The organism is Parundibacterium terreum, assembly GCF_014636315.1.
In the GTDB taxonomy this organism is placed as follows: Bacteria; Pseudomonadota; Gammaproteobacteria; order Burkholderiales; family Burkholderiaceae_D; genus Undibacterium; species Undibacterium terreum.
Genome location: NZ_BMED01000001.1, coordinates 606963 through 632595, shown reverse-complemented (window position 1 = coordinate 632595; position 25633 = coordinate 606963). Strand labels below are relative to the sequence as shown.

Below are 25633 nucleotides of genomic sequence, written 5' to 3'. Positions count from 1 at the left end.
GCAATGAACGATGTCAGCGGGACTGGATTTTATGAGCGGCGATAGCATGCCTTACGATGTCAATGCGGCTTTTGAGTCTGCGCGTTTGCTGCATGAGGCCGGGCAGCTGGAACAGGCAAGGTCAGTTTACGAGCATATCCTGAGCATCGAGCCGGCACATGCCGATACTTTGCATTTGCTCGGCGTGATGGCGCATCAGGCCGGCGATCATCGCCAGGCGATCAAGTTGATCCAGCAGGCGATTGATGCTGCGCCTCGCCCAGTTCCTGCGATCTACTACAATAATATGGGATCTGCGCTACGGGCGGCGGGACGGCATCAGGATGCGATGATCGCCTTCAGCCTCGGCATTCATGTAGACAAGAATTATGCGCCTGGCTATTTCAATCTTGGCGTGGCAATGAGCGGGCAGGGTGATTGGGAAGCTGCGTTGCAGCGCTTTTCGCAAGCACTGGATCTGAAGCCGGATTTTGCCGATGCGCATTACAACAAGGCGATTGCAGAAAAACAATTGGGCAGGCCGCGTGAGGCGCTGGCCAGTTTTCGCGAAGTATTGCGGCTGCAACCCGGCAACGGGCTTGCACAGCATTATGTGGCCTTGCTGAGCGGCGCCGCATCCGAGCGCGCTCCTGACGAGTATGTGACCAGCATTTTCGATGGCAACGCAGAAGAATTCGACCGCCACTTGGTGCAACAGTTGCAATACGACACACCGCAACGCCTGGTCGAGATGCTGAAGCAGCATGCCAAACCAAGCAGTCGGCAGTGGGCCGTGCTCGACCTGGGGTGTGGAACCGGCCTGGTCGGCGCTGCGATAGCCCCTTTTGCGCATTATGTAGTTGGGGTTGACCTGTCTCCAAAGATGCTGGAGAAGGCGCGGACACGCGGCGTCTATGCACGCTTGGAGCAATCCGAGTTGCAGGCAATGATGGACGTTGAAGCTGAAGTTGGTGCTGTGTATGACGTGATCACCTCTGCCGATGTATTCATCTATATAGGCAAACTAGATCGGGTATTCCAGCGGGCACGGGGCTTGCTGAAGCCCGGAGGTTATTTCGCCTTTTCCGCCGAATCGCTGGATGCGCTGCCAAAAAATGATGGCTGCGGCACGGAAGACTATCGCCTGAATCCCAGTGGCCGTTATGCGCACGCTGCAGCTTATCTCAAGCGGCTTGCCGGTCAGTCCGGCTTTGCCGTGGAGGCAATGGCTAGTCTGCCTGCCCGGCTGGAGGGTGGGCAGCCGGTACAAGCCTGGCTGGTGCTATGCCAAACGATGTGAAGATAAAAAACGAGTAAAAATCTTCATTTATTTCTATATTTCGACTATTATGGAAATATGGAAACAAAAAATGCAATTACAGCCCTCGCGGCATTGGCCCAGGATTCTCGCCTGGCGGTCTTCCGGCTATTGGTGCAAGCCGGGCCGGAAGGGCTTGCCGCCAGCAAAATTGCCGAACATCTCGGCCTGGCACCGTCATCGCTATCCTTTCATCTGAAAGAACTGTCGCATGCGGACATGGTGATTGCAAACCAGCAGGGGCGTTCCATCATCTACAGCGCAAACTTTACGACGATGAATTCCCTGCTCGGCTACCTGACTGAAAACTGTTGCGGTGGCAATTCCTGTGGACCTGCCGCCATCACCTGCTGTAATGAAGAGGAGCTAAAATCATGAAACGATTACATGTGCATATCTCGGTCGATAATCTCGCCGACAGCGTACGCTTTTATTCTTCGATGTTCGCCTCCGAGCCCAGCGTCTCAAAAACCGACTATGCCAAATGGATGCTGGAGGATCCGCGCATGAACTTCGCCATTTCTCAGCGCGGCGCGCAGCCGGGGTTGAATCACCTGGGGATACAGGTCGAATCGGATAATGAACTGAAGCATATGCAATCGCGGCTGGAATCCCTGCAACCCGGTGTGCAGATGGAGGAGGGCGTCTCCTGCTGCTATGCCAAATCGGATAAATACTGGCTCACCGATCCTTCCGGCATTGCCTGGGAAACCTTTCATTCGCTGGACAGCATCCCCGTGTTTGGCGGCGCTGAAATAGCTCAGCAGAATGGTGAAACGAAATTGACTGGCTCGGCTTGTTGCGTACCGAAAACCGGTTCAGCCTCAGCATGCTGCTAAGCGAAGGAATATCATGAGCGATAAAATCTACAATGTACTATTTCTTTGCACGGGCAATTCCGCTCGCAGCATCATGGCCGAAGCATTGGTAACGACAATGGGACATGGACGTTTCCAGGGCTATAGCGCGGGCAGCTTTCCTGGAGGCACGGTCAATCCTTTTGCGATAGAGCAGATACAGGCTACCGGCTATCCGCTGGACAGGCTGCGCAGCAAGAGCTGGGAGGAATTCTCTTTGCCGGATGCACCGCAGATGGATTTCATCATCACTGTTTGCGACGATGCTGCCGGTGAAGTCTGTCCTATCTGGCCGGGACATCCGCTATCGGCGCACTGGGGTTTTGAAGATCCGGCTGCGGTGCAGGGCAGCGATGAACAAAAACGGGCCGCTTTCGTCAAGATATACCGGCAGATACTGGCCAGGATAAATACCTTCGTTAACCTGCCCATCCATTTGCTGGACAAAAATGCGATACACCATGAGATCAAGACGATAGGCGACAAGCCGGTATGAGAGTGGAGTCTGGTCTTGCGAGGCGTGTCACCGCGGAGGGACTGGGTACGGCATTCCTGCTCGCCGTAGTGGTTGGCTCCGGCATCATGGGTGAGCGGCTGGCGACGGGAAATACCGCAATCGCCTTGCTGGCCAACGCGATTGCGACCGGTGCCGGCTTGATCGCATTGATACTGGCTTTTTCTGGAGTCTCCGGCGCGCATTTCAATCCACTGGTCACGCTGTCTATGGCATGGCAAAAGCAAATGCCTTGGCGCGAAGTTCCCGTCTATATTGCCGCGCAGCTTGCCGGGGCTTTTGCCGGTGTCGCCGCGGCGCACTTGATGTTTGGAGAGCCGGTTTTCTTCGCCTCGGAGCACGTGCGCAGCGGAATGGCGCAATGCTGGAGTGAGTTTGTCGCCAGCTTCGGTTTGCTGGCGGTGATCATCGGCAGTTCGCGCACAAAGCCGGATGCGGTACCGTTCGCGGTCGCCGCATACATCACTGCCGCCTACTGGTTTACCGCTTCCACTTCATTCGCCAACCCGGCGGTGACCTTGGCGCGCGCTGCCAGCAATACGTTTGCGGGAATACGCCCGGCAGATACACCGGGCTTTATCATCGCGCAATTGCTGGGAGCCGCCGCTGCCACCCTGCTATTCGGCTGGCTGTATCCAGTAGTGCAGTATCAGGAAAAGCCCACTACCGGGTGCGGTACATAGGGCGCTTCCAGCGCTGCAATCTCTTCGCTGCTGAGTTTGATTTCCAGTGCCGCCACAGCGTCTTCCAGATGCTGTGGTTTGGATGCGCCTATGATGGGGGAGGTAACGGCGCTCTTGCTGAGCAGCCAGGCCATCGCAATCTGCGCGCGCGGCACACCGCGCTGGCTGGCGATCTGCGCAACGCGTTCCACGATGGCACGGTCCGATTCTACCGTTTTGGTGTACAGGCCCTTGCCGAATTCATCGCTCTCGGTGCGCGCCGTTTTCTCATCCCAATCGCGCGTCAGGCGGCCGCGGGCCAGAGGGCTCCACGGCAAGACGCCTATTTTCTCTGAGGCGCATAGCGGCAGCATCTCGCGCTCTTCCTCGCGGTTGATCAGGTTGTAGTGATTCTGCATCGTGATGAAGCGGGTCCAATTGTGTTTTTCCGCCAGATGCAGCGCCTTAGAAAACTGCCACGCATACATTGACGATGCACCTATGTAGCGCACCTTGCCGGCCTTGATCAGGTCGTGCAGCGCTTCCAGCGTTTCTTCTATCGGCGTGGCGTAGTCCCAGCGATGGATCTGGTACAGGTCCACATAATCCATGTTCAAGCGCTTCAGGCTGGCGTCTATCGCCTGCATGATGGCTTTGCGGGAAAGTCCGGCGCCGTTAGGTCCGGCACGCATGCGGCCATGCACCTTGGTCGCAACCACAATGCTGTCGCGATTGGCGTAATCCTTCAAGGCGCGGCCGACGATTTCTTCGCTGGTGCCGTCGGAATAGATGTTGGCCGTATCAAAAAAATTGATGCCCAGGTCCAGTGCCTGCTTGATCAGGGGGCGGCTAGGTTCTTCGGGCATGGTCCACGGATGCGTGCCGCGCTCGGGCACGCCGTAGGTCATGCAGCCGAGACAGAGGCGAGAGATGTCGGTACCGGTATTGCCGAGTTTGGTGTATTGCATGCTGGGCCTTTGCAATGAAATGGAAGGCTTACTGTACACAAATTCCATCTTCCTTGCTGGCGCCACTTTTGTAGCAGGTGGCATTGACGATGCAAGTAAAGCCCACTACAGTGGGGCACCTGAGCCGGCTAGCCAAGGCAGGATGCGCCGGCATCGCAATGTGAATAGATAAGTTTGAATAAATAGATTTAAGCGGAGTTATTTTGATCACCAGCAAGTTACTACTTTCAGTTCCCGGCATCGTGCATGGGTTTGGAACCGCAAGCGAATTGGTTCCCCAGGTTTTTAAGGATGCATGGCAGGGCAAGCCGGAAAAGAAACAGACACACGGCAAGCAAGTCGCAGAAGTGCTGCAAATGAATCAGGAGTGCGGCGATGCAGACGGCCTGTTTTCAGCGGTGCCCGGCATTCCCATCAGTGTGATTACGGCCGATTGCGTGCCCATCGTGCTGGCGCGGCGCGATGGCAAGAAAGTGGCGGCGGTGCATGCCGGATGGCGCGGGCTGATAGGCGGCATTGTCGATACGCTGGCGGAACGCTTGAAAGAGAATGGCGAAGATCCCCAGCAGTGGGTCGCTGCGGTCGGCCCCACCATAGGTTCCTGCTGTTACGAAGTGAGCGAAGAGCTTGCGGCTGAGTTTGTTGCACATTTTCATACACAGGCGGCGGAGGCAGTTGTTCCGCGCTACCGTCACCTGGAGCTGCATGCAGTAGCAGAGGCGGAACTGTGCAAGATAGGCATAGGCGAGGTGGACAACCTGAAGCTGTGTACTTCGTGCACGCGCGATGCGCAAGGCGATTTTTTGTTCAGGAGTTACAGGCGTGGGGACCGCGGGCCGCAACTGCATTCAGGTGCGATGATCTTGCCTTAGCAATTTTGGGGAAATGAGCTGGAGCTGTTGCGGTATCCTGCCGGAGGTTCGCAACAAACTCCTGGAGAGCTCAAAGTACTTTTATCAAACGGGTGTTTTTTTCGGCAGCTCACCCATGGTTTCACCCATGCGCACTGCACCTGCAGGTTCCCATGAAGGATTGAAGCTTACCGTGTCTTTCGGGAATAGCAGCACAACCGTGGAGCCCAGCAGGAAGCGGCCCATCTCTTCGCCTTTTTTTAGGACGATGTTCTGGTCTTCATATTTCCATTCGCGGATGTCGCGGGTACGCGGCGGGTTGACCACGCCGTGCCATACCGTTGCCATGCTGCCGACAATAGTCGCGCCGACCAATGTCAGCACAAACGGACCATGCTCCGATTCAAATACGCAGACCACGCGCTCATTGCGCGCAAACAGGCCGGGCACGCCGCGTGCGGTGGTCGGATTGACGGAGAATAGCTCACCCGGTACATAAATCATCCGCGTCAGGCGGCCATCGCAAGGCATATGGATGCGATGGTAATCCTTGGGGCTCAGGTAGATCGTGGCAAAGCTTCCGTTTTCGTACTGGGCTGCCAACGTGCGGTCGCCGCCTACCAGCGCCGTGGTGGAGTATTGATGGCCCTTGGCCTGGAAGATCTGGTCTTGCTGTATCGCGCCGAACTGGCTGATGGCGCCATCCACCGGGCAGACGAAGGGCGCTGCCGCCAGCGGGCGGGCGCCTTCGCGCAATGCGCGGGTAAAGAAATCATTGAAGCTGGTATAGCTGGTGATGTCCGGGTTCGCAGCTTCGTCCATATTGACCTTATATTTCCGGACAAAGCGACGGATGATGCCGGTCGTGATATTGCCTGCCCGTGCATCGGCAATCAGGGAGCCAAAAGAGGTCATCGCCTTTTTAGGCATCAGGTACTGCGGCAATACGGCAAGACGATCGGACACGATAAAAATACCCTTTTTAAAGACAGGTGGGGATTATAACGGTGAGTCTGTGCAAATCGAAGCCTAAATTAAGTACTAACAACATTATCGCGCTGCAACATGCATTTATCGGCGACTGCATGTGCAAGTTGCGGTGGTATTGGGGCTGCCGGGCAGATGCGGTTTTCCTGCCTCAATTTTAATCAGTACATCAATTCCCTTTTAAATCAATCGCTTGGCGTATGCCGGCTTGGGTTATCCACAGCATTGTTAACAGTATATGTGGGTAAGCTCGGTTCTTGTGTGAAGCGGCGCACCGAAGCCAGCGACTGGGACGTTTATAAATACAAAGCTAGTCCGACTAAACACAGAAAGAAGGAAAATCATGAGCTCAAATCAACCATCCCAGTCCAAAGCCAAATCATCCATTGATACTGCCGCCATACGTGCTGCAGCGAAAAACCTGGATGATGGGGCGGTGACTGCAGGCTACCAGGGCAATCGCCAGGAGATTATCGACCTCTTGAACGGCGCGTTAGCGACCGAATTGGTCTGCGTGATGCGTTACAAGCGCCATTACTTTACCGTGACGGGCCGCGAGAACATTGCCGTCAAGGCTGAGTTCCTGCAGCACGCGCAGGAAGAAGAAGGCCATGCTGACCAGATCGCCGAGCGCATCGTGCAACTGAACGGCGAGCCAGACTTTAATCCCGCTTCGCTGACTGAGCGCAGCCACGCAGAATATGACGATTCCAGCGACGTGCAAGCGATGGTGCGTGCCAACCTGATCGCCGAGCGGGTGGCAATAGAATCCTATCGCCAGATGATAGAAAAAATCGGCGACTCCGATCCAACAACACGTCAAATGCTGATCGGCATCATGGCCGTGGAAGAGGAGCATGCGGATGACATGAAGGATTTTCTTTCCTAGGCATATAGACTTAGGCGCAGTTCCAGCCGCTGTTGATGCCGCCGCCAGAGACGCGCAACCGGCCCTTATTGCATTGCTGTAAGGGCCGGTCTGCTATGTCTACCCATATTTTTTGCGGCATCAATACAAAACGCCTAGTATGTAATCTAGCGAGGCAAAACAGGACTCCGACAGTCAACGTACAGAACGCACGGGATCTATGAAATACACCGACTACTATGCTGCCCTGGGAGTGGATAGAACGGCTACCCAGGCCGAGATCAAGCAGGCTTACCGCAAGCTTGCACACAAATACCATCCGGATATCTCCAAGGACGCCGAAGGGGAGAGCAAGTTCAAGGAAGTTGCCGAAGCCTATCGCGTGCTGAAAGACGAAGAAAAGCGCGCAGAATACGATCAGCTGGGCATCCACAAAGACGGCGAAGAGTTTGCCCCGCGCGGAGGATTTGCTCAGCAACCTGGCGGCGGCCATGGCACCGATAATTTCAATGGCGGTGCATCCTTCGAAGACGTGGATATGGCAGACCTGATGGCGGCCTTTGCTGCGGCCCGCAAGGGTGGCGGCGCTCACGCAGGCGGATTTTCACGTCAACAATGGCCGCAGGATGGGCAAGACTTTGAGATTGAAGAACCGGTCACGCTGGAGCAGCTTTACGCTGGCACGGAAATCGATGTCAGCGTCAATCTGCCGGAACACGATGCGCAAGGGCTGGTACATCGCGTCCCGAAAACCTTTCGGGTCAAGGTGCCCAAGGGCGCGGAAGACGGCCAGCGCCTGCGTCTGGCAGGCAAGGGCGGCCCAGGCATGCATGGCGGCAAACAGGGTGACCTGTATATCGTGCTGCGTATCCTTCCGCATCCGCTATACCGCATCGACGGCAGGGACCTGTACATGGACCTGCCACTGGCACCGTGGGAAGCGTTGCTGGGAGCGAGCGTCAACATACCCACGCTGGGCGGCACCGTAGAAATGAATATCCCCGCAAACACCGTCAATGCCCGCCGCCTGCGCCTCGCAAGGCGAGGCCTGCCCAAGGCAGACGGCAGCATGGGCGATCTGTATGCGGTGGTGCGCATCGACGTCCCGAGGGAAGTCACGGCGGAAGAGCGCCAGCTATACGAAAAACTGGCTGCGCAATCCACCTTCAATCCGCGCGCGCATTACGCAAAATTTCAATCGGGAGGTGCATGATGGCATCCGGAACGACAATACACACAGTGGAAAAAGTGGATGCCGTTTGGCTGAACGAAACCAGCTTCTGTTCCATCGAAGAACTCGTCAGCTTATCCGGCTTGTCCGCCGCCGAACTGGATCACCTGGTGGAAATGGGCTTGATCACTGCAAACTCCACCGCCGATGGCAACCTGCTCTTCCAGCAACACTATCTGGTCATCGCAAGAACCGCCAGGCGCCTGCGGGACGATTTTGAACTGGACCCTGCGGGCCTTGGCGTCGCCGTGCGCCTGCTGCAACGCATCCAGGAACTGGAAACCCAACTCAGCGCCGCCCAGGCGCAGCTCATGCATGGAAAACTGTCTTCCGATATAGCGGGCGAGGCTTAAGCGACAGAACTGGGAGACTGTCCAAGTTAGCCTTTATTGCAATGTCATTGCGATAGCACGGGAAATCTCTTGGCTTTCGTTTACCAAGCGCGTCGTCTACGCATGGAAATTACAATCAATCCCACTCCCAACAGGAGGAGGGCTGGGGCCGATGGTTCCGGGACCGCGGCAACGTCCCAATTCAACGTAACAGTACGCGTGTCTAATCCTGAGCAACCAAAGCCCGATCCTAAACACATCTCCGCCTGTATGGAGTAGGCTCCCTGTTCGATCCCGTCAGGACTTGAAGACCATAGCCAAAAGAAATCAAAAGTCTTCGATTCTCCTGGCGCAAGCACGATCTTTCCCATCGCAGTACTCCAGTCGAGCCATGGAAAAACGTCGTCGTGTCCAAATCCCTCATTGTATTGGTAGTCGGAAATACCATCGTGCTTTACTGCATAAAGTCCAAATCCGTGCGGCAAAGATAGATCGAGAGATTCGGTCGAACTTGCCAGATTGTAGAGGGTCGCCTGCGCGTATACGTTTTCAGTTGCCGACAGCGTGCCCAGGTTCGATTTATTGAGCGTCAAGTTCCAGTCCAGGCTGGCGTGAGCAGAACTACATATTAATACCGTAGCAAGGGAGGCGAAAATAAGCTTGATGATACGAGGCATTCTCTATTCCTTTAAGGTAAATTCATATCTTTAGATACAAAATAAGTTTCCAATGAATTAACATGGAAATTGCATTTTTGCATACTAATTAACATATGTGCAATATTTTTTTTGCAACATATGCTTTCATTGAGCGGTACTTTGCTTTCCTGAAGATGTTGATATGTTTTTGCCGCTTGGCAAGGGGAGAATGCTTTCGTTTAATTGCATGAACAGTAGCGCGCGCTTCACTCCTTTGCCTTTACCAGGTATCCACAAACAAGCTCCCGTCATTCACAACTTCCTTCGCACTCTGCAAGCCGCGCACCAGCCAGGCGCGGGTGTCGGCGGGGTCGATCACTGCGTCTATTTCCAGCGTGGCTGCCATATTGGTGGCTTCGCCGTTTTTGTATTGCTGGGCTACCAGTTTCCTGAACAGCGCGTCTCGTTCTTCGTCGGTGGGGGCGGCTTCCAGTTCTTTCTTGTAGCCCAGGCGGACTGCGCCTTCCAGGCCCATCGCGCCGAATTCGCCGGTCGGCCAGGAGACGGTGAAGACGGGTGCATCAAAGCCGCCGGCTGCCATCGCTTGTGCGCCCAGGCCGTAGCCTTTGCGCAGCACGACGGTGAAGTAGGGCACGCGCAGGTGGGCGGCGATGACGAACATGCGGCATACATGGCGGACCTGGGCCTGGGCTTCTATGTCCGGGCCGACCATGAAGCCGGGCGTATCTGTCAGTGATACGATGGGCAGGCCGTGAGCATTACAGAGCTGCATGAAGCGGGCGGCCTTGTCGGCTGCTTCCACGTCGATGGCGCCACCCAGGTGCTTGGGGTTGTTGGCGACGATGCCTACCGGCCGGCCTTCTATGCGGGCCAGCGCGGTGATCAGGCCGGCGCCGAAGCCTGCCCGTACCTCTAACTGTGAGCCGGTATCCACCAGGGCCTGCATGACCTTGCGTACGTCATACACGCGCAGGCGGTTTTCCGGGATGGCGTTGCGCAGCAGGCGCTGGTCTGCACATTCCCATTCGGTCGTGCGGCCCTGGAAATAAGACAGGTATTGCTTGGCGGCTTTTACCGCGTGCGCCTCATCCGGTACCAGGATGTCGATCACGCCGTTGGCCGTCTGTACGTTGCTGGGGCCGATCTCTTCCGGCCTGTAGGTTCCCAGCCCGCCGCCTTCTATCATGGCCGGGCCGCTCATGCCGATATTGCTGCTGGCGGTGGCGATGATGACGTCGCTGCATCCCAGCAATGCGGCGTTGCCCGCGAAGCAGCGGCCATGCACGATGCCCACTACCGGCACCTTGCCGGACAGTGCCGCAAACTGGCTGAAGGTATGATTGTTCAGCCCGGCAACGATGGGCATGTCGGTATCGCCGGGGCGGCCACCGCCACCTTCGGCAAACAGCACCACCGGTACCTTGAGCTGGTGCGCCAGCGCCAGCAGGCGATCGGTCTTGTGGTGGTTGCGCATGCCCTGGGTGCCGGCCAGCACGGTATAGTCGTAGGCCAGTACGGCGCAGCGCGATTTTTCCGCGCCGAACAATGCGCCATTGATGCTGCCCAGGCCGGTGACCATGCCGTCTGCCGGGGTATTGGCGATCAGGTCTTCGATAGTGCGGCGGCGGGTCTGCGCTGCAATGGCCAGCGCGCCGTATTCGATAAAGCTGCCGTCGTCGCACAGGTCGGCAATGTTTTCACGGGCGGTGCGGCCGCCCTGGGCGTGGCGCTTGTCCACGGCGGCAGGCCGATTGATATCCAATGTGTATGCGTGCCGATCTATGATCTTTTGCAGGTCCGGCCTGATATGTTCTATGTCTGCCTGGCGTTCTTCCGAATGGGATGCGGCTTCTGCATCCACCGGTTCCAGCAGGATCAGGACCTGGCCTTGCGACAGGAATTCGCCGGCTTGCACACGGATTTCCAGTATGCGGCCAGCGCTTTCCGCCAGCACCACATGCTCCATCTTCATTGCTTCTATCACCGCAAGCTGGGTCCTTGCCGTGACCGTATCTCCCACCTTGACGGCAATCTGTACCAGCTTGGCGGGCATCGGTGAACGTGAGGTGATGAGGGTGTCGTCAAAATCTTCCTGCTGCAAGGCCGTGGCCGTCAGCTTTTTTGCTGCAGGCGTAGGGCCGTGCTTGTCTGTCATTTTTGCGGCGGCCTGCAATAGCTCCGGCAAATGCTGCTCAACAAAACGGGTATGCACTTCATGCGGAGCAAACTCGGGCCGTGCTGCCAGCGCCCTCAGCAGGGGCAGGTTGGTGTCCATACCTGTGATGCGGCATTCGTCCAGCACCCGGCGCGCGCGGCGCACGAGATCGCTAAACTGCGGGCTGCGGCTGCTGACGATCAGCTTGGCCAGCAGGGTATCGTAATGGGGAGACGGTGCGTAGCCAGCATAGCCGTGCGTATCCACCCGCACGCCGGGGCCGGAAGGCAGGTCGAAATGCTCCAGGCTGCCGCCGGAAGCAAAGGCATTGCCCTGGGCATCGACAGTTTCTGCATTGATGCGCAATTGCATCGCGAAGCCTTGCTGTTGTGGCGGTGCAGACGGGTCAAGACCGCAATCGGCCAACGAATCGCCGGCGGCAATCCGTATCTGTAGTTGCACCAGGTCGATGCCGGTGACTTCTTCCGTTACCGTGTGCTCTACCTGCAGGCGGGGATTGGCTTCGATGAAAACGAAGGGCAGGTCGCCGGAGCTGTCGTCCACGAGGAACTCAAAAGTTCCCAGGCTGCGGTAGCGGACCTGGCGCGCCAGCTCCAATGCCGCATCGGTGATGCGGCGGCGAAGCTCCGCAGACAGCGTAGGGCTGGGCGCAATTTCCACCAGTTTTTGGAAGCGCCTTTGCAAGGTGCATTCACGGTCGCCCAATGCCATGACCTGATCGCCATCGCCTGCGATCTGTATCTCTATATGCCGCGCATGCGTGATCAGGCGTTCCAGATAGACGCTGTCCACGCCAAATGCCGCATGTGCCTCAGACACGCAGCGCGCGTAGGCAGCCGGTAGCTCTGCCGCATCCTGCACCACACGCATGCCGCGTCCGCCGCCTCCACCTATGGCCTTGATCATTGCGCCGTTACCGGCAGGAAGAGCTGCAAAGAACGCCTGTGCCTGTTCCAGCGTGACGGCGCCGGTGCCCGGTATCAGCGGAACCTTGCATTGCTGTGCCAGTTCGCGCGCCTTGGCCTTGTCGCCGAAAATATCCAGGTGGGCCGCATCGGGGCCGATGAAGCGTATGCCTGCATCCGCGCAAGCTTGCGCAAAATCGGCGCGTTCGCTGAGAAAGCCGTAACCGGGGTGGATGGCGTCGCAGCCGGTTTCCTGTGCGATGCTGATCAGCCTCGCGACATCCAGATAGGCAGCGGCGCCGGTGGCATTGAGCGCAATGGCCTGATCTGCGCTCGCCACGTGCAGTGCATGGGCATCGTCCTGCGCATAGACGGCAACGCTGGCTATGCCCAGGTCGCGCGCGGCGCGCAGTATACGCAGAGCGATTTCACCGCGATTGGCGATCAGTATTTTGTTGAACACGTTATTCCTTCGGCTTTCAATAGTCTTGCAATAATCTTTCAGCGACATCGGGGTTGCCGTTCAAAGGCTTTTATATATCTTTCAGCAGGCGGCGCAGCACCTTGCCTGCACCGGTGGCGGGCAGGGCATCGATGAACCTGACCTCCTTGGGTGCTTTATAGGTCGCCATATTGTCGCGCGACCAGGCGATGATGTCTGCGGCCTCTGCCTGCTGGCCGGACTTGAGTACGATGAAGGCTTTGACGACTTCGCCTTTCTCGGCATCCGGTATGGCGATTGCTGCTGCCTGCGCCACGGCCGGATGCTTGATCAGGATGGTTTCCACTTCTTCTGGAAACACGCTGTAGCCGGATACCTTGATCATTTCCTTGAAGCGGCCGATGAAAGTGAGGTAACCATCGGCATCCATCGATCCCATGTCGCCGGTGTATACCCAGCCATTGCGCAAGGTTTGTGCGGTGGCTTCCGGCTTGTTCCAGTAACCCTTGAATACGCCTGCGCTGCGCAAGGTGATCTCGCCGACTTCGCCGGGCGCGCATACCTGCCGGGTGTCCGGGTCGATGATACGGATTTCATTGCCAGCAATGGCCTTGCCCTGGGTGCCCCAGCGTATCGCATCTAGCGGCATGTAGGTATCCACGGTATGCGTTTCGCTCAGGCCGTACGCAGCCTCCGACATGCCGCATTGGGGAACGTATTGCTTCCACTGGTTCGCTAGCGCTTCGGTAAATGTGATGCCAAAGCTGGTCACCAGGTTGGTGCGCAGGCTGGATAGATCAAATACTTTGATGGTAGGCACCTGCATCAGCGCCACGTTCATCGGTGCGATGCTGTAGAAATAGCTGACCTTGTACTGGTCTATCGCCTGCAGCACGGCCAGCGGATCAAAGCGATACAGTAGCACGCAGGTAGCGCCGGAATAGACGGTGCAGTTAACGCCCATCACCATGCCGGCGATATGGTAAAGCGGGGCTACGGCGAGCAGCACGTCATCCTTGCTGATCCTGCTGCTGTCAACACCGGCAGCGGTTTTGTAGACCGCATTGCGATAAGTCAGCATCGCGCCTTTGGGCAGGCCGGTGGTGCCTGAGGTGTAGGTCATCAATGCGACGTCGTCCATTGCCAATTCGGGCTGTGGCGATTCTCCGCCGTTGCCTACTGCGGCCAGGAAATCGATGGTGCCTGCCGCTGCTTCTATGGGTTGTCCGCGCATTGCTTGCAGCTCCGGCGGCAATGCAAGGCTGGGCTGGTCCGGCAGCAGATCGGTGTAGCGCACGGTAAAAATGTGTTCCAGTGCGGTTTTGCTGCGAACCTTGTCAACGATAGGCAGCAGATTGTCCGCCGCGACGATGATGCGCGCCCGCAGGTCGTTTAACTGGTATTCCAGTTCATGCTCTTTGTTCAGCGGGCCGCAAGGGCAGACGATGGCGCCCAGTTTTTGTATGCCGTAGTGCGCCATTGCATATTGCGGGCAATTGTTCATGAACAGCGCCACCGGGTCGCCGGGCTTGACACCCAGTTCTTCCAGTCGCGCGGCGAAGGCATCGCTGGCGCGGTCCAGTTCAGCATAGCTGATGCGTTTGCCGTACCAGATATAGGCTGCCTTGTCGGGCTGGGTGCGCGCGTGCTGGCGCAGGTGTTCGTGCAAAGGTTTCATTTCCTGTGTCTCCTCAGTATGAATCTTTTATGTGCTGTGCTTGCTGCCCTGTATGGGTTCTTGGGGCAATTTTTCTTATATTATACTCAGTAGTATAATAAATCTACCAATGAGTATAATTTGTCCGCCGGATGGTGTAAGCTTCAAAAAAACAGAACAAGTACAAAAACTATGAAAACAGCAGCATCCACCCAAGGCAGGCAAAAGATTGCGACCACCAGCAGCGATGAAAAGCGCGAGCGCATTTTAAGCGTGGCGGAAACCCTGTTCTTTGAGCAGGGCTATGCCAGCACCACGATGGACCAGATCGTGCAGGCGCTGGGGGTGACCAAACCTTTTGTGTATTACTACTTCCGCAATAAGCAGGAGATTTTTGAAACTCTCTCCTGGCGGCCCACACTGGAATGCCTGAGCACGATGGATTTTGCGGATGACGATGCGCGCGCGGCGCACGAGAAAATCGCCGACGGCATACAGCGGCTGATACGCGCCACCATTAGCCACTATCCATCCGCCTTCTTCGGTTACCGCGAGCCGCAGGTGTACAGCGCTGCCTACAAGGAAAAACTGAACAAGCTGGCCCACCATTTCTATGACCGCCTATGCGAGTTGCTGGAGCAGGGCAGGCGCGACGGCATGCTGGATTTTCATGAGACCAAGATTACTGCGCTGGCAGCCTGCAGCCTGCCGGGCTTTCTCTATACCTGGTACAAGCCCGATGGCCGCCTGAGCCAGGAAGAGATGGTGCAGGAATTATCGCAACTGGCCTGGAGGGTGCTGGGACTGCGCAACATGAATTAATCACTTTCAACCCCGTTTCACTGCATCAAATTTCTAATTCTAATAATCGGAGACTTGCATGAAAAAGTTGTTCATCTCGGCGGCCGTTGCCGGCCTGTTAGCTTCCAGCGCCGGCATTGCGTCCGCACAGCAAACCCTGAAGCTGGCTTTCATTGATCCGCTCAGCGGACCCTTCGCCAATATTGGCGAGATCTTCGTCAATAATCTGCAGTACGGCGTGGATGAAGTGAATGCCAGGGGCGGAGTATTGAAGGGCGTCAAGTTCGAGATGATCAAGCTGGACAGCAAGCTCTCTGCACAGGAGAGCCAGACCGCTTTGCAGAATGCGATAGACCAGGGCGCGCGCGTGATCCTGGTGGGCGGCTCCGGCTCTTCCGTTGTGAATGCGGTTGTGCAGACGGCGGCACGGCACAATGAGCGCAATCCCGACAAAGCAGTCATCGTCCTGAATCACTCTTCGATAGACCCTGAGCTGACAGGCAAGAACTGCAGTTTCTGGCATTTTCAGTTTGAGGCCAATACCGCGATGAAGATGAAGGCGCTGGCCAATTACATCAAGACCCAGCCCAGCATCAAGAATGTGTATCTGCTGAACCAGGATTATGCGCATGGCCGCCAGTGGGCCAAATATGGACAGGAACTGGTGGGGCTGGCCAGGCCGGATATCAAATTCGTCGGCGAGACCTTGCACCCGATAGGCAAGGTCAAGGATTTTTCTCCTTATGTCGCCAAGATGAAGGCAGCCGGTGCAGATGCGGTGATCACCGGTAACTGGGGGCCGGATTTGAACCTGTTGCTGCGCTCTGCCAGCGAAGCCAGCTATAACCTGCGTTATTTCAATCACAGCGCCGGCTCAGCACCGGGAACGGTGCCGGCGGTTGCGCAGGCCAAGATAGGGCAGGTGACCTGGGTCGGTGAATGGCATCCGGGCGAGGCCGATGTGCCGAAGGCGGAAGCGCAGGCAAAGGCATTCAAGCAAAAGACCGGCAGCGATTTTTATGCGCCGCGCGTGGTATTTACGCCGCTGATACTGGCTGCCGCCATCAACAAGGCGCAATCGCTGGATAGCGTCAAGATCGCCCGCGCACTGGAAGGCCTGACTTATGATTCCGTGGTGGGCCCGGTGCGCATGCGCGCGGAAGACCATCAGCTATTGTTGCCGCAGGTGGTGAATACCATCGCGCCGGTGGACGGCAAGGCGGTGAAGGCGGGCTGGGAGGGAACCAATTATGGCTTCCGCACCGATGCCGTGTATTCAGGCAATGAACTGGCCCAGGGAAGCGAATGCAAGATCAGCCGTCCCTGAACGAAATGTAAAGTGAATTACCCGCCCCGGCGTCCTGTTGCGAAAATCGGAGGAGAGCCGGGTTTATTTGCCATTCTTATTGCGCTGTTCGCCTATCCGTGGCAGGATTGCTGGCATATTTGCAACTAGTTTCTGCTGAATAATTTATATTCATCCAGAAGCCATTTGCCCTTAATGATCCTGAGTGATCCTTAGTGACTTTACCCTCAAGGCGGCCTGCAAGATATGGAAATACTGGCTCTATTCGTATCAGGTGACGGACGCATCGCGCGCGGCACCATGTTCTATCGCTTGATTATCCTGGCTGCTCTGTGTGCAGCGTTTGGCACGCTGGGTGGCGAGTTGGCCGGTAATTATGGCAGCGCTGCCTTTGCGGTGATTTTTGTGTGGTGCGCCTGCGCGCTGTTTTTGCAGCGCCTGCATGATATAGGACGTTCCGGCTGGGCTTTACTGTTCTTGCTGATTCCCGTGCTGGGGCCGCTATGGTTGATCACGCAACTGCTGAAGCGCGGCGTTGAGGGCAGCAACCGTTACGGAAAAGATCCCATGGCCCGCAGCGGCTACCTGACTGTCGATATTTCACTTTAAGCCTATGCCTACGGTCAACGACGTCACCCAGCTTAACCGCATACCGGTTCTTGCAGTTGCCAATCCGCATTCCACGCACGATGTCCAGGCGATACTGAAAAACTCTTCTTTCCCTGTCTCGGTCGGCGGCGGCCACTTCAGTATGGGCGGTCAAACGGCCAGCCCCGGCAGCCTGCACCTGGACATGCGCGAGATGAACCAGGTGCTGGGATTTGATCCGCAGGCCAGGACCATACGGGTACAGGCAGGCATACGCTGGTGCGATATCCAGCGCTTCGTGGATCCTCACGGCCTGGCCGTCAAGATCATGCAGACCTATGCCAATTTTACGGTCGGCGGATCCTTGTCCGTGAATGCGCATGGCCGGTACATAGGGCTTGGCCCGGTCGTGCTGTCGGTGCGCCAGATTGTGCTGGTCACCGCCGATGGCGAGGCCAGAATCGCCAGCCCTGCAGAAAATGCGGAGCTGTTCTATGCCGCAATCGGCAGCTATGGTGCGATAGGCATCATTACCGAAGTGGAGCTGGATCTGGTCGAGAATGTGCGGATAGAGCGCAGCAGCACCAAGATACCCACCGCCGCTTATCCTGCATGGTTTGATGCCAATGTGCGGCATCGCAGCGATGCAATTTTTCATAATGCCGACCTGTATCCGCCTTTGTATCAGCGTGCGCGTGCGGTCTCCTGGTTCAAGACAGACAGCCCGCCTTCCACCCGGCACCGCCTGCAGCCTTTGCGCCGCATCTATCCGCTGGAAAAATATTTTCTGTGGGCGATCTCGGAAACGCCTATGGGCAAGCTGAGACGCGAGTATCTGATTGACCCTTTGCTGTATCTGTCCAAAAAAGTCTACTGGCGCAATTACGAGGCCGGCTACGACACTGCAGAGCTGGAGCCGACAGGGCGCCAGCGCCGCACCTACGTGCTGCAGGAATACTTTGTGCCGTATGAGCGCCTGCTGGAATTTGTGCCTAAGATGGCTGCGATATTGAACAAGCACAAGGTCAATATGATCAATATCTCGATCCGGCATGCGCTGGCGGATCCGGGTACCTTGCTGGCCTGGGCGCGCGGTGAAACCTTTGCCTTTGTGCTGTATCACAAGCAGAGAACCCGCGACAATGCCAAGGAGAGGGTAGGCGTCTGGACGCGTGAACTGATCGATGCAGTGATCTCTTGCGGCGGCACTTACTACCTGCCGTATCAGCCGCATGCAACGCAGGAACAATTTCATCGCGCCTATCCCGGCGCGCAAAAACTGTTTGAACTGAAGCGCAAGCTGGATCCTGAATACCGCTTGCGCGGCTCCCTCTGGGATAAATACTATATGCCAACCCTCAGCGCCAATGCCGCCGGCCAGGCCAGCCCATCGCTATTCCACACGGTGTACAAAGACCCGCTAATGGCGGACAAGTTTTATGCCTTCCTGCAAAACATCTTCCACCTATATCCAGAAGACCGTTTTCATACGCTGATCAAGCAGTCGATAGCGCAGCATAAGGATGACGAATCCATATACCGTGCCTTGCAAGCCGGCTTGCCGGCGATCAGCCCGCCCTTGTCCTTGCTGCGTTATGCCTTGCCTTCCCTGAGGGCGCAGAAGGAGGAGATGGGCTTGCAGACTGCGGAATTATTGGGCAAAAAAGTAAAATTTGCCGACTATGTGGAAATAGGCAGCACCGGCCGTTATGTGAACGCCTTGCGCAAGCATCTGCATCTGAGCGGAGGCGTGACGCTGGTGCATGATAAGGAAGCGAGCAATTCGCCGGTTGACATCGTGGAGCGCGGGCAGTTGGGGAAAATAGGCAAGTTCGTGCCGCTGAACGATTATGCGCCACTGGACCTGCCGCCGGCCAGCGCCGATCTGGTGAGCTGCTACGTCGGGCTGCATCATATGGAGCCGGAAAAATTGCAACCTTTCCTGGCCTCTATCGCCAGGACCTTGCGGCCGGGCGGCTACTTTATTTTGCGCGACCATGATGTCACTTCACCCGAAATGGACGCCTTTGTCAGTCTGGCGCATTGCGTATTTAATGCAGGACTGGAAGAGCCCTGGGCAACAAATGCGGCGGAACTGCGTTTCTTCGAAAGCCTGGAGACCTGGATACAAAGGGTGGAAGCAGTAGGCCTGTCGCACACGGGCGCCAGGATAGTGCAGGCCGGTGATCCTTCCGATAATGTGCTGCTGGCCTTCCGCCGCGCGGAGGCGAGCTAAGGTGGCGGGCAATGTGCGTTTTGCTTTGTTGTCGGCGGTGATGGCGCTTGCCGCAATATTTGCTCCGGCGTCTGCCTCTCCGTCAACGGAAAGCCTTATAGAACCGGAAGAGCGCAGGGGAGTGGAACAAACCTTCCTGACTTACCCTGAATGGTTCCTGGTACACAGTCCGGCTGAGTTCGCCAGCGAGATCGCCGCGCATCCCGCGCATGAGTTTCCGTTTGCAGGGCATATCGGTCAATTGTGGTCCAGCTATGCCAGCGTGATACGCGAGCAGGTGCGCCAGGATTACCCAGCAAACCCGGGCTATCACGTGATGATAGGCGTCATCGCCGGCAGCACCACGCTGGAATACGCATTGCGCTGGATATATGAAAACACGCTGGGACGCATCAGTTGGGCGCTATCCTCCGGCCGGCTTAGCGAGGAAGACCGCTATGCGGCTGTGGTGGCGCAAGACTATGTCGACTTTATCCGGCAGGAGCCCTGGTATCTCTACGACTTTGGCGCGAAGCTGAAGAAGCTGTGGAGCACGGTGCCGGCCTTTGGCCCGGACATGGTGCGCAAATGGGAAAGGCGCTATGCGCTGACGACTGAGTATGTCGTCAAGGCGGCTTATGGCAAGCTGATAGAAAAAGCCACGCGCGCTGCCTACACGCCAGCCTTGATGACGACCCGCGTGCAGGTCGACCGCATGCCGGAAGGCCTGGCAATAGACAAGGTCAAGTTGCTGCGCCGGCTGCCGGATGGCACGGCGATTCTAGATATGCCGCGCTACTATGACTTCCGCATTGCCGCCACCTCGCTGGCACAGCAGGGTGTCAGCTTGCTGGATATTGCCGGCAACCAGTCGGTCATTCTGGTGACGGTGTGGGCGGATACGGCTTTCAAAGACGCCCATTTGCGGGTATTGTTCGAGCAGCCGCTGATGACGATGCCCGGCAGGAAGCGCGTGGCGCTTATTGTGCCCGTCAGGGATTTGTCGGCATTTTTGCTGGGTGCGCCGCAGCGCGGGCTGCGGGTTGAGCATGTCTATGATTATTGAAGCCTGTTATTAACGGTGGTATGGCCGGTAACAGGTTTAGGGAAGAGCATGAAATCTACATTAAAAACGCTGGGTATCATTTTGATGTTGCTCGGCACTATCTGGTTCTTGCAGGGCATTAATATCTTGCCCGGCAGTTTCATGACTGGGCAGATGCAGTGGGCGATCAATGGCGCTGCCGTGTTTGCCACCGGCCTGATCGCCTTTCTGGTGGCGCGCAAAGTGGGAACTGGCAAAGATAAATGAACGCCCGGGCCAAATCGCTTTCTGTGTACAAGCTGCGGTATTGAAACCGGTGCCAATGGTGCTAGTATTGGCGGGCAGGGGCGATTTAGTTGGACAAGAACTGCTTGCTGCAATTCAGCAACGACACTTGCCGTTACACAAAGTTGACGCGGATAAACACTTGGTTCATATTAGCTAAATCCTTTCGCCAGCCTGGCACGCAAATGCTGCACACATCATTAAGAACAAATATCGCTAGATGAATTCCATTCTGTCTCCTTTCTCCAACATCAGTTCTCATGTCCAGGACATGTTGACCATGTATCTGGTGCCTATCGGCATTGCAATCGTCATCGCGGTTGTGATCATCCTGTTTGGCCTGGGTAGAGGGAAAAGCGGCAACAATGCGGAAGTTACTCCGCTTGATCTGGGCCAGGACCGCAGCCCTGCGCCAGAGACTCTTGCTCAGGAGCAGGCTGCTGAAGAGCCTGCCGAGGCAGGCAAGCTGGCGATACTGATCGTGGACGATTCTGCCGTTGCCAGGGCCAAGCTGGGCAAGCTATTCCAGTCCAGCGGCTATCATGTTGTCGTTGCCAATGATGGCTTGCAGGCATTGGAAAAACTCTCTGCCACCTTCTTCTCCGTGCTGATCACGGATCTGGAAATGCCGAACATGAATGGGCTGGAGCTGATTGCCTCCATACAAGGCAGCCTGGAGACTGAGGACTTGCCGATTATCGCCATCACCGGGCATGACGAACTGCAGGCGCGTGTGCATGAATATCAGGGCTTGTACGGCATCTTCAAAAAACCGTGGAATGACAGGGAGCTTTTGAAGCGGGTAGAGGCACTGGCCCAACTGCGCCGATCCCCCGAGCAGGCGCCGCGCCGCAGGAAGTCCGACGCTCACGCCTAGCTCAGCCTATCTGGAAATAATATTTAACAATATTATTTCCAGACGGAATTGAAATAAGTTGTATTTGCACAATCTCCCGGGTTCTTCTGGACAAGGATGCCGATTCATTTTACGCTTTGTCTGACCTGAAGATTTGTTTGCGCTTAATCGCTGGATATGGCCGGACGATTTTCGGATATGCCAGTCTGCCAACTAGAGTGAATGTATTCACCTGATTTTAACGCCAGCAAAGATGAAGCCCGTATTGCCTTTCCACGAAGAAATCGTTCGCCTGCTGACCCAGCCTGAATTGGCCGAGAGCCAGTATTACCGGTTCGCGATGATCCATAACAAGAACACAGGTTACCAATGGTCGGTGCAGACGCATTGGTGCGGCTACACAGAAGGCAAGGAGCGGCGAGAGATCCATGAAGGTACGCTATTTCATGGCGCGCAAGAACGCGAGCGCCTGCACGATACCGGCTATCCCGCGCTGATCATCAATGATGAAGCCGATCTTAAATATTTTCACGCTTTCGGCGGTTACGCGCTGATACTGAAGTCCATCGCGGAAAAATGTTTTTCCCATCACGTCGGCCCGCGCGTCAGCCTTGCCAGTTCTACCGGCCGGCCTCCCGTTGTCAACGGAGATGCCGGTAATGGGAAAAATGCAGACTTGCCAGCGGGTGTGCTTGCGGCAAAGAGGCTGCGCCTGGGAATATTCCGCGGCCGCAGGCGCTGCCTGATTTGCGGCCAGGCGCCTTCGCGCTACCTGGACGTGGAATTCAGCAGCCATCAGACGGCAGTTGCCTGGGGGCCGGGCGGCGGGCATGGCGAACGTAATAGCGTCATCATCTGCAAGGAATGCCATGAGGCTTTGCAGCCGCATATGGATTTCAAACTGATAGGTTTGCTGAAGGAAAAATATCCCCGCATCTCCAGCAAGTACTTTGAGGATGTGATGAACTATCAATCCTGGGTCAAGACGCACATGGGGAAACTAGGCTGAGCTTGCCAATTCGTACGGCTGGGCCGCGCGATGTTCAGGTTGGCTGTGCCAGTACCTTCAGCGCCATCTCGGACCACTCCACCCACAGCGCTTCATGCATGATCCCAGCTTGCAGCACCAGATGCTGTATCTGTGCTTCTCGCGCATCTTTTTCCGGCGGAAAATCATGCTGTTCAAGTTGCCGGTATAGCTCCAGCTTTTCTTTGTGCAGTTGCAGGCGGCGCTGTATATCTTCGGCCAGCAGGGTAGGGCCGACTACTGCTTCTGCCCGCAGCCGCAGCATCAGTTCTTCGCGCAAAGGCCTGGGGTCCTGGCTTTCTCCGGTCCAGCGCTGCAGTTCCTCGCGGCCCGCAGGCAGCAGGCGATATACCTTTTTGCGCCCCCGGCCGGATTCCGGCGGCAGCGATTCCAGCCAGCCGCTTTCTTCCAGTCGCCCCAGCTCGCGGTAGATCTGCTGATGCGTCGCATGCCAGAAAAAGCCGATGGAGCGGTCGAAGCGGCGGGCCAGCTCAAAGCCGGAGCAGGGCTGCTCCAGCAGTGAGGTTAGCAGGGCGTGCGGTAGCGACATGGATGGCTTATTCCGGCTTGGCTGCTTTTTGAGCTTTAAAGGCCGGCAGGTGCTGGCCCAGGCGTTTGCCCATTTCTTCCCCCAGCGCTTGCAGGCCGCTCAGCGGGCGTATCATCACTTCAAACTCGACGATCTTGCCGTGCTCGTCAAAGCGCACCAGATCGATACCCTTCAATTGCCTGTCGCCGACGTTGGCGCTGAACTCCAGCACCACGTTCAGGCCGTCATCGGATGACAGTTCGCGGTGATAGGCAAAATTTTCAAATACATTGATCACGGTGCCCAGCACCAGCACCACGGCTTCCGCCGATTTATACGGTGAATTTGCCATGGGTGAACGGAACTCCGCCTGCGGATGGACCAGGCCAGGCAGCGCAGACATATCCTTGCTGGCGACCATCTGGTGCCAGGTTGCCAGCGAGGCGGCTACGGCGGGAGTAACTTTGTTGAGCGTTGTCATGGTGTCTCCTGATTTTTGTTTGGTTTTCTCGGTTTTTTATTTAAATGCTTGCCGCCAGGCGCGTGCCCTGGTTGATGGCCCGCTTGGCGTCCAGTTCTGCGGCAACGTCGGCGCCGCCTATCAGATGCACGGTGCAGCCCGCTGCTTGCAGATCTGCATACAATTCGCGGCGCGGTTCCTGGCCGGCGCATAGCACCACATTGTCCACCGGCAGCAATTGCGGCTGGCCGTCTATGTGCACATGCAAGCCCGCGTCATCGATCTTGTCGTAGGTGACAGCCGGTATCATCTTGACCCTGCGGGTTTTCAGCGAAGTGCGGTGTATCCAGCCTGTGGTCTTGCCGAGGTTGTCGCCAACCTTGCTTTCCTTTCTTTGCAGCAGGAAGATGGTGCGCGGCGAGGTTTCCGGCTCCGGCTCGCGGATGCCGCCGGCTACGGCGTAGCTCGGATCGATACCCCATTCGGCATAAAACTTGGATGGGTTGATGCTGGGGCTGTCGCCGGAATGGGCCAGGTATTCCGATACGTCAAAACCTATGCCGCCGGCGCCGATGACCGCGACCGACTTGCCTACCGGTTTCTGGTCGCGCAATACGTCTAGGTAACCCATGACCTTGGTATGGTGCACGCCTTCTATCTGCGGTGTGCGCGGCAAGACGCCAGTAGCCAGCACGATTTCGTCGTAGCCGTCTTTTGCCAGCTCGGCGGCATTGACCTTGGTGTTCAGCTTCAGCTTCACGCCTTTCAGGTCGACCTGTTTGCGGAAGTAGCGCAGGGTTTCGTAAAACTCTTCCTTGCCCGGTACTTTTTTCGCGATGTTGAACTGGCCGCCAACTTCTGAATCGGCATCAAACAGCGTGACATCATGCCCGCGTTCCGCCGCCGTGACGGCAAAGCTGAGGCCCGCAGGGCCGGCGCCGACCACTGCCAGACGCTTGCGCTGCTGCGCTGGAGCAATGACCAGTTCCGTTTCATGGCAGGCGCGCGGGTTAACCATGCAGGACGTGATCTTGCCGCCAAAGGTGTGGTCCAGGCAGGCCTGGTTGCAGCCTATGCAGGTATTGATTTCGTCGGCCTTATCCTGCTCTGCCTTTTGCACAAAGAAGGCATCTGCCAGCAACGGGCGGGCCATCGACACCATGTCGCAGAAACCATCGGCCAGCAGTTGCTCGGCAACTTCAGGCGTATTGATGCGGTTGGTGGCAATCAGCGGCACGCTGACATGGCCCTTCAGTTTTTGCGTGACCCAGGCATAGGCAGCGCGCGGCACCTTGGTGGCGATTGTCGGTATGCGCGCCTCATGCCAGCCTATGCCGGTGTTGATGATGGTCGCGCCTGCTGCCTCTATGGCCTTGGCCAGTTGTATCACTTCTTCCAGCGTGGAGCCGCCTTCCACCAGATCCAGCATGGATAGGCGGTAGATGATGATGAAATTGGCGCCTACTTTTTCGCGGGTGCGGCGCACGATCTCTATTGGAAAGCGCATGCGGTTTTCATAGCTGCCGCCCCAGGCATCCTGGCGCTGGTTGGTACGGGCGGCGATGAATTCATTGATCAGGTAGCCTTCCGATCCCATGATTTCCACGCCGTCATAGCCGGCATATTGGGCGAGGGCGGCGCAATGCACGAAATCGCCGATGGTTTCTTCCACTTCTGCTGTGCTCAGTTCATGCGGCACGAAAGGGTTGATAGGCGCCTTGATGGCGCTCGGGGCCACCAGCGATTGTTGGTAAGAGTAGCGGCCGAAATGCAGGATCTGCATGGCGATCTTGCCGCCTTCCTGGTGCACGGCGGCCGTCACCACTTTATGGTGGTCTGCTTCGGCCTCGGAGGTCAGCTTGGCGCCGCCTTGCATAGGGCGGCCCCTGTCGTTCGGTGCAATGCCGCCGGTAACGATCAGGCCCACGCCGCCACGTGCTCGCTCTGCATAAAAGGCTGCCATGCGCTGGAAGCCGTTCGGCACCTCTTCCAGCCCCACGTGCATGGAACCCATCAATACGCGGTTTTTCAGAGTGGTAAATCCCAGATTCAGGGGTTCAAGCAGGTGCGGGTAAGCAGGCATGGCGGCGGCTCCTTTGTGTAATTGTGGTTCGT

The 25633-nt window shown here is 56.8% G+C and carries 25 protein-coding genes; 17 read left to right on the top strand and 8 right to left on the bottom strand.

All coding sequences use genetic code 11. The features are described from left to right. Window positions 1–10: 10 nt before the first annotated feature. The 5 genes from IEW12_RS02960 to IEW12_RS02940 are packed head-to-tail and all read left to right on the top strand — an operon-like array spanning window position 11 to window position 3351. Window positions 11–1279, top strand: a complete 1269-nt coding sequence (locus IEW12_RS02960) for a tetratricopeptide repeat protein (RefSeq protein WP_188564483.1) — start codon at window positions 11–13, stop codon at window positions 1277–1279. 57 nt (window positions 1280–1336) lie between these two features. Next, the gene (locus IEW12_RS02955; protein ID WP_188564482.1) at window positions 1337–1675 is read left to right on the top strand and encodes an ArsR/SmtB family transcription factor; all 339 of its coding nucleotides are present in this window, start codon (window positions 1337–1339) and stop codon (window positions 1673–1675) included. Next, the gene (locus IEW12_RS02950; protein ID WP_188564481.1) at window positions 1672–2136 is read left to right on the top strand and encodes an ArsI/CadI family heavy metal resistance metalloenzyme; all 465 of its coding nucleotides are present in this window, start codon (window positions 1672–1674) and stop codon (window positions 2134–2136) included. Before IEW12_RS02955 ends, IEW12_RS02950 begins: the two co-directional genes overlap by 4 nt. Window positions 2137–2149: 13 nt before the next feature. Continuing rightward, window positions 2150–2650, top strand: a complete 501-nt coding sequence (locus IEW12_RS02945) for an arsenate reductase ArsC (RefSeq protein WP_188564480.1) — start codon at window positions 2150–2152, stop codon at window positions 2648–2650. Next, a complete protein-coding gene (locus IEW12_RS02940) occupies window positions 2647–3351 on the top strand; it encodes an aquaporin (protein WP_188564479.1) in 705 nt (234 codons plus the stop codon). Before IEW12_RS02945 ends, IEW12_RS02940 begins: the two co-directional genes overlap by 4 nt. On the opposite strand, the gene IEW12_RS02935 is transcribed toward IEW12_RS02940, so the two are convergent. Further along, the gene (locus tag IEW12_RS02935; protein WP_188564478.1) at window positions 3318–4298 is read right to left on the bottom strand and encodes an aldo/keto reductase; all 981 of its coding nucleotides are present in this window, start codon (window positions 4296–4298) and stop codon (window positions 3318–3320) included. The two genes, IEW12_RS02940 and IEW12_RS02935, sit on opposite strands and share 34 nt — an antisense overlap. A gap of 203 nt (window positions 4299–4501) precedes the next feature. On the opposite strand from IEW12_RS02935, the gene IEW12_RS02930 reads away from it, so the two are divergent. After that, the gene (locus tag IEW12_RS02930) at window positions 4502–5170 is read left to right on the top strand and encodes a purine nucleoside phosphorylase YfiH/LACC1 family protein (RefSeq protein ID WP_188564477.1); all 669 of its coding nucleotides are present in this window, start codon (window positions 4502–4504) and stop codon (window positions 5168–5170) included. 84 nt (window positions 5171–5254) lie between these two features. On the opposite strand, the gene asd is transcribed toward IEW12_RS02930, so the two are convergent. After that, the gene (asd, locus tag IEW12_RS02925) at window positions 5255–6115 is read right to left on the bottom strand and encodes an archaetidylserine decarboxylase (RefSeq protein WP_188564476.1); all 861 of its coding nucleotides are present in this window, start codon (window positions 6113–6115) and stop codon (window positions 5255–5257) included. Window positions 6116–6479: 364 nt separating this feature from the next. Here asd and IEW12_RS02920 point away from each other — a divergent pair, with 364 nt between their 5' ends. The 3 genes from IEW12_RS02920 (at window position 6480) to IEW12_RS02910 (ending at window position 8588) form a co-directional block, all read left to right on the top strand. Continuing rightward, window positions 6480–7025, top strand: coding sequence for a ferritin-like domain-containing protein (locus IEW12_RS02920; protein ID WP_188564475.1), 546 nt, complete (start codon window positions 6480–6482; stop codon window positions 7023–7025). 199 nt (window positions 7026–7224) lie between these two features. Then, a complete protein-coding gene (locus IEW12_RS02915; protein ID WP_188564474.1) occupies window positions 7225–8217 on the top strand; it encodes a DnaJ C-terminal domain-containing protein in 993 nt (330 codons plus the stop codon). Then, complete coding sequence (locus IEW12_RS02910) at window positions 8214–8588, top strand: chaperone modulator CbpM (RefSeq protein ID WP_229750880.1); 375 nt, start codon at window positions 8214–8216, stop codon at window positions 8586–8588. Before IEW12_RS02915 ends, IEW12_RS02910 begins: the two co-directional genes overlap by 4 nt. 80 nt (window positions 8589–8668) lie before the next feature. On the opposite strand, the gene IEW12_RS02905 is transcribed toward IEW12_RS02910, so the two are convergent. From IEW12_RS02905 to IEW12_RS02895, 3 genes are all read right to left on the bottom strand, one after another. Then, window positions 8669–9244, bottom strand: coding sequence for a PEP-CTERM sorting domain-containing protein (locus tag IEW12_RS02905; protein WP_188564473.1), 576 nt, complete (start codon window positions 9242–9244; stop codon window positions 8669–8671). A 241-nt stretch (window positions 9245–9485) separates the two neighbouring features. Then, on the bottom strand, window positions 9486–12770 hold the full coding sequence (locus IEW12_RS02900; RefSeq protein ID WP_188564472.1) for a carboxyl transferase domain-containing protein: 3285 nt from the start codon (window positions 12768–12770) through the stop codon (window positions 9486–9488). A gap of 70 nt (window positions 12771–12840) precedes the next feature. Next, window positions 12841–14427, bottom strand: a complete 1587-nt coding sequence (locus IEW12_RS02895) for an AMP-binding protein (protein WP_188564471.1) — start codon at window positions 14425–14427, stop codon at window positions 12841–12843. Window positions 14428–14598: 171 nt separating this feature from the next. Between IEW12_RS02895 and IEW12_RS02890 the strand changes: the two genes are divergently transcribed. The 8 genes from IEW12_RS02890 to IEW12_RS02855 all read left to right on the top strand — a co-directional run bounded on the left by IEW12_RS02890 (window position 14599) and on the right by IEW12_RS02855 (window position 22511). Further along, window positions 14599–15228, top strand: a complete 630-nt coding sequence (locus IEW12_RS02890) for a TetR/AcrR family transcriptional regulator (RefSeq protein WP_188564470.1) — start codon at window positions 14599–14601, stop codon at window positions 15226–15228. A 58-nt stretch (window positions 15229–15286) separates the two neighbouring features. Next, entirely contained in the window at window positions 15287–16534 is a 1248-nt protein-coding gene (locus IEW12_RS02885; RefSeq protein WP_188564469.1) for a branched-chain amino acid ABC transporter substrate-binding protein, read from the top strand. Window positions 16535–16759: 225 nt separating this feature from the next. Beyond that, window positions 16760–17122: a DUF805 domain-containing protein gene (locus IEW12_RS02880; RefSeq protein ID WP_188564468.1), complete on the top strand. Its 363-nt coding sequence runs from the start codon at window positions 16760–16762 to the stop codon at window positions 17120–17122. A 4-nt stretch (window positions 17123–17126) separates the two neighbouring features. Beyond that, window positions 17127–19337: an FAD-binding protein gene (locus tag IEW12_RS02875; RefSeq protein ID WP_188564467.1), complete on the top strand. Its 2211-nt coding sequence runs from the start codon at window positions 17127–17129 to the stop codon at window positions 19335–19337. A gap of 13 nt (window positions 19338–19350) precedes the next feature. Beyond that, window positions 19351–20382, top strand: a complete 1032-nt coding sequence (locus tag IEW12_RS02870) for a hypothetical protein (RefSeq protein WP_229750879.1) — start codon at window positions 19351–19353, stop codon at window positions 20380–20382. Between the two features lie 48 nt (window positions 20383–20430). After that, entirely contained in the window at window positions 20431–20628 is a 198-nt protein-coding gene (locus IEW12_RS02865; RefSeq protein ID WP_188564466.1) for a hypothetical protein, read from the top strand. A gap of 238 nt (window positions 20629–20866) precedes the next feature. After that, window positions 20867–21523 (top strand): response regulator, encoded by a 657-nt coding sequence (locus IEW12_RS02860; RefSeq protein ID WP_188564465.1) that lies wholly within the window; start codon window positions 20867–20869, stop codon window positions 21521–21523. A 232-nt stretch (window positions 21524–21755) separates the two neighbouring features. Further along, a complete protein-coding gene (locus IEW12_RS02855; RefSeq protein ID WP_188564464.1) occupies window positions 21756–22511 on the top strand; it encodes a hypothetical protein in 756 nt (251 codons plus the stop codon). A gap of 34 nt (window positions 22512–22545) precedes the next feature. Here IEW12_RS02855 and IEW12_RS02850 read toward each other — a convergent pair whose 3' ends face one another. Genes IEW12_RS02850 through IEW12_RS02840 form a run of 3 tightly spaced genes read right to left on the bottom strand, consistent with a single transcriptional unit; the run spans window position 22546 to window position 25601 of the window. After that, window positions 22546–23079: a PadR family transcriptional regulator gene (locus IEW12_RS02850; protein WP_188564463.1), complete on the bottom strand. Its 534-nt coding sequence runs from the start codon at window positions 23077–23079 to the stop codon at window positions 22546–22548. A gap of 7 nt (window positions 23080–23086) precedes the next feature. Further along, on the bottom strand, window positions 23087–23539 hold the full coding sequence (locus IEW12_RS02845; RefSeq protein WP_188564462.1) for a nuclear transport factor 2 family protein: 453 nt from the start codon (window positions 23537–23539) through the stop codon (window positions 23087–23089). A gap of 40 nt (window positions 23540–23579) precedes the next feature. Next, window positions 23580–25601 carry an NADPH-dependent 2,4-dienoyl-CoA reductase gene (locus IEW12_RS02840; protein ID WP_188564461.1) on the bottom strand — a complete coding sequence of 674 codons (2022 nt, stop codon included), beginning with the start codon at window positions 25599–25601 and terminating at the stop codon, window positions 23580–23582. Between the last annotated feature and the right edge of the window lie 32 nt (window positions 25602–25633).

Coding starts and splice junctions, on each gene's coding strand:
- IEW12_RS02960 (WP_188564483.1), top strand. CDS start 11: ATGTCAGCGGGACTGGATTTTATGAGCGGCGATAGCATGCCTTACGAT.
- IEW12_RS02955 (WP_188564482.1), top strand. CDS start 1,337: ATGGAAACAAAAAATGCAATTACAGCCCTCGCGGCATTGGCCCAGGAT.
- IEW12_RS02950 (WP_188564481.1), top strand. CDS start 1,672: ATGAAACGATTACATGTGCATATCTCGGTCGATAATCTCGCCGACAGC.
- IEW12_RS02945 (WP_188564480.1), top strand. CDS start 2,150: ATGAGCGATAAAATCTACAATGTACTATTTCTTTGCACGGGCAATTCC.
- IEW12_RS02940 (WP_188564479.1), top strand. CDS start 2,647: ATGAGAGTGGAGTCTGGTCTTGCGAGGCGTGTCACCGCGGAGGGACTG.
- IEW12_RS02935 (WP_188564478.1), bottom strand. CDS start 4,298: ATGCAATACACCAAACTCGGCAATACCGGTACCGACATCTCTCGCCTC.
- IEW12_RS02920 (WP_188564475.1), top strand. CDS start 6,480: ATGAGCTCAAATCAACCATCCCAGTCCAAAGCCAAATCATCCATTGAT.
- IEW12_RS02915 (WP_188564474.1), top strand. CDS start 7,225: ATGAAATACACCGACTACTATGCTGCCCTGGGAGTGGATAGAACGGCT.
- IEW12_RS02910 (WP_229750880.1), top strand. CDS start 8,214: ATGATGGCATCCGGAACGACAATACACACAGTGGAAAAAGTGGATGCC.
- IEW12_RS02905 (WP_188564473.1), bottom strand. CDS start 9,244: ATGCCTCGTATCATCAAGCTTATTTTCGCCTCCCTTGCTACGGTATTA.
- IEW12_RS02895 (WP_188564471.1), bottom strand. CDS start 14,427: ATGAAACCTTTGCACGAACACCTGCGCCAGCACGCGCGCACCCAGCCC.
- IEW12_RS02890 (WP_188564470.1), top strand. CDS start 14,599: ATGAAAACAGCAGCATCCACCCAAGGCAGGCAAAAGATTGCGACCACC.
- IEW12_RS02885 (WP_188564469.1), top strand. CDS start 15,287: ATGAAAAAGTTGTTCATCTCGGCGGCCGTTGCCGGCCTGTTAGCTTCC.
- IEW12_RS02880 (WP_188564468.1), top strand. CDS start 16,760: ATGGAAATACTGGCTCTATTCGTATCAGGTGACGGACGCATCGCGCGC.
- IEW12_RS02875 (WP_188564467.1), top strand. CDS start 17,127: ATGCCTACGGTCAACGACGTCACCCAGCTTAACCGCATACCGGTTCTT.
- IEW12_RS02865 (WP_188564466.1), top strand. CDS start 20,431: ATGAAATCTACATTAAAAACGCTGGGTATCATTTTGATGTTGCTCGGC.
- IEW12_RS02860 (WP_188564465.1), top strand. CDS start 20,867: ATGAATTCCATTCTGTCTCCTTTCTCCAACATCAGTTCTCATGTCCAG.
- IEW12_RS02855 (WP_188564464.1), top strand. CDS start 21,756: ATGAAGCCCGTATTGCCTTTCCACGAAGAAATCGTTCGCCTGCTGACC.
- IEW12_RS02850 (WP_188564463.1), bottom strand. CDS start 23,079: ATGTCGCTACCGCACGCCCTGCTAACCTCACTGCTGGAGCAGCCCTGC.
- IEW12_RS02845 (WP_188564462.1), bottom strand. CDS start 23,539: ATGACAACGCTCAACAAAGTTACTCCCGCCGTAGCCGCCTCGCTGGCA.
- IEW12_RS02840 (WP_188564461.1), bottom strand. CDS start 25,601: ATGCCTGCTTACCCGCACCTGCTTGAACCCCTGAATCTGGGATTTACC.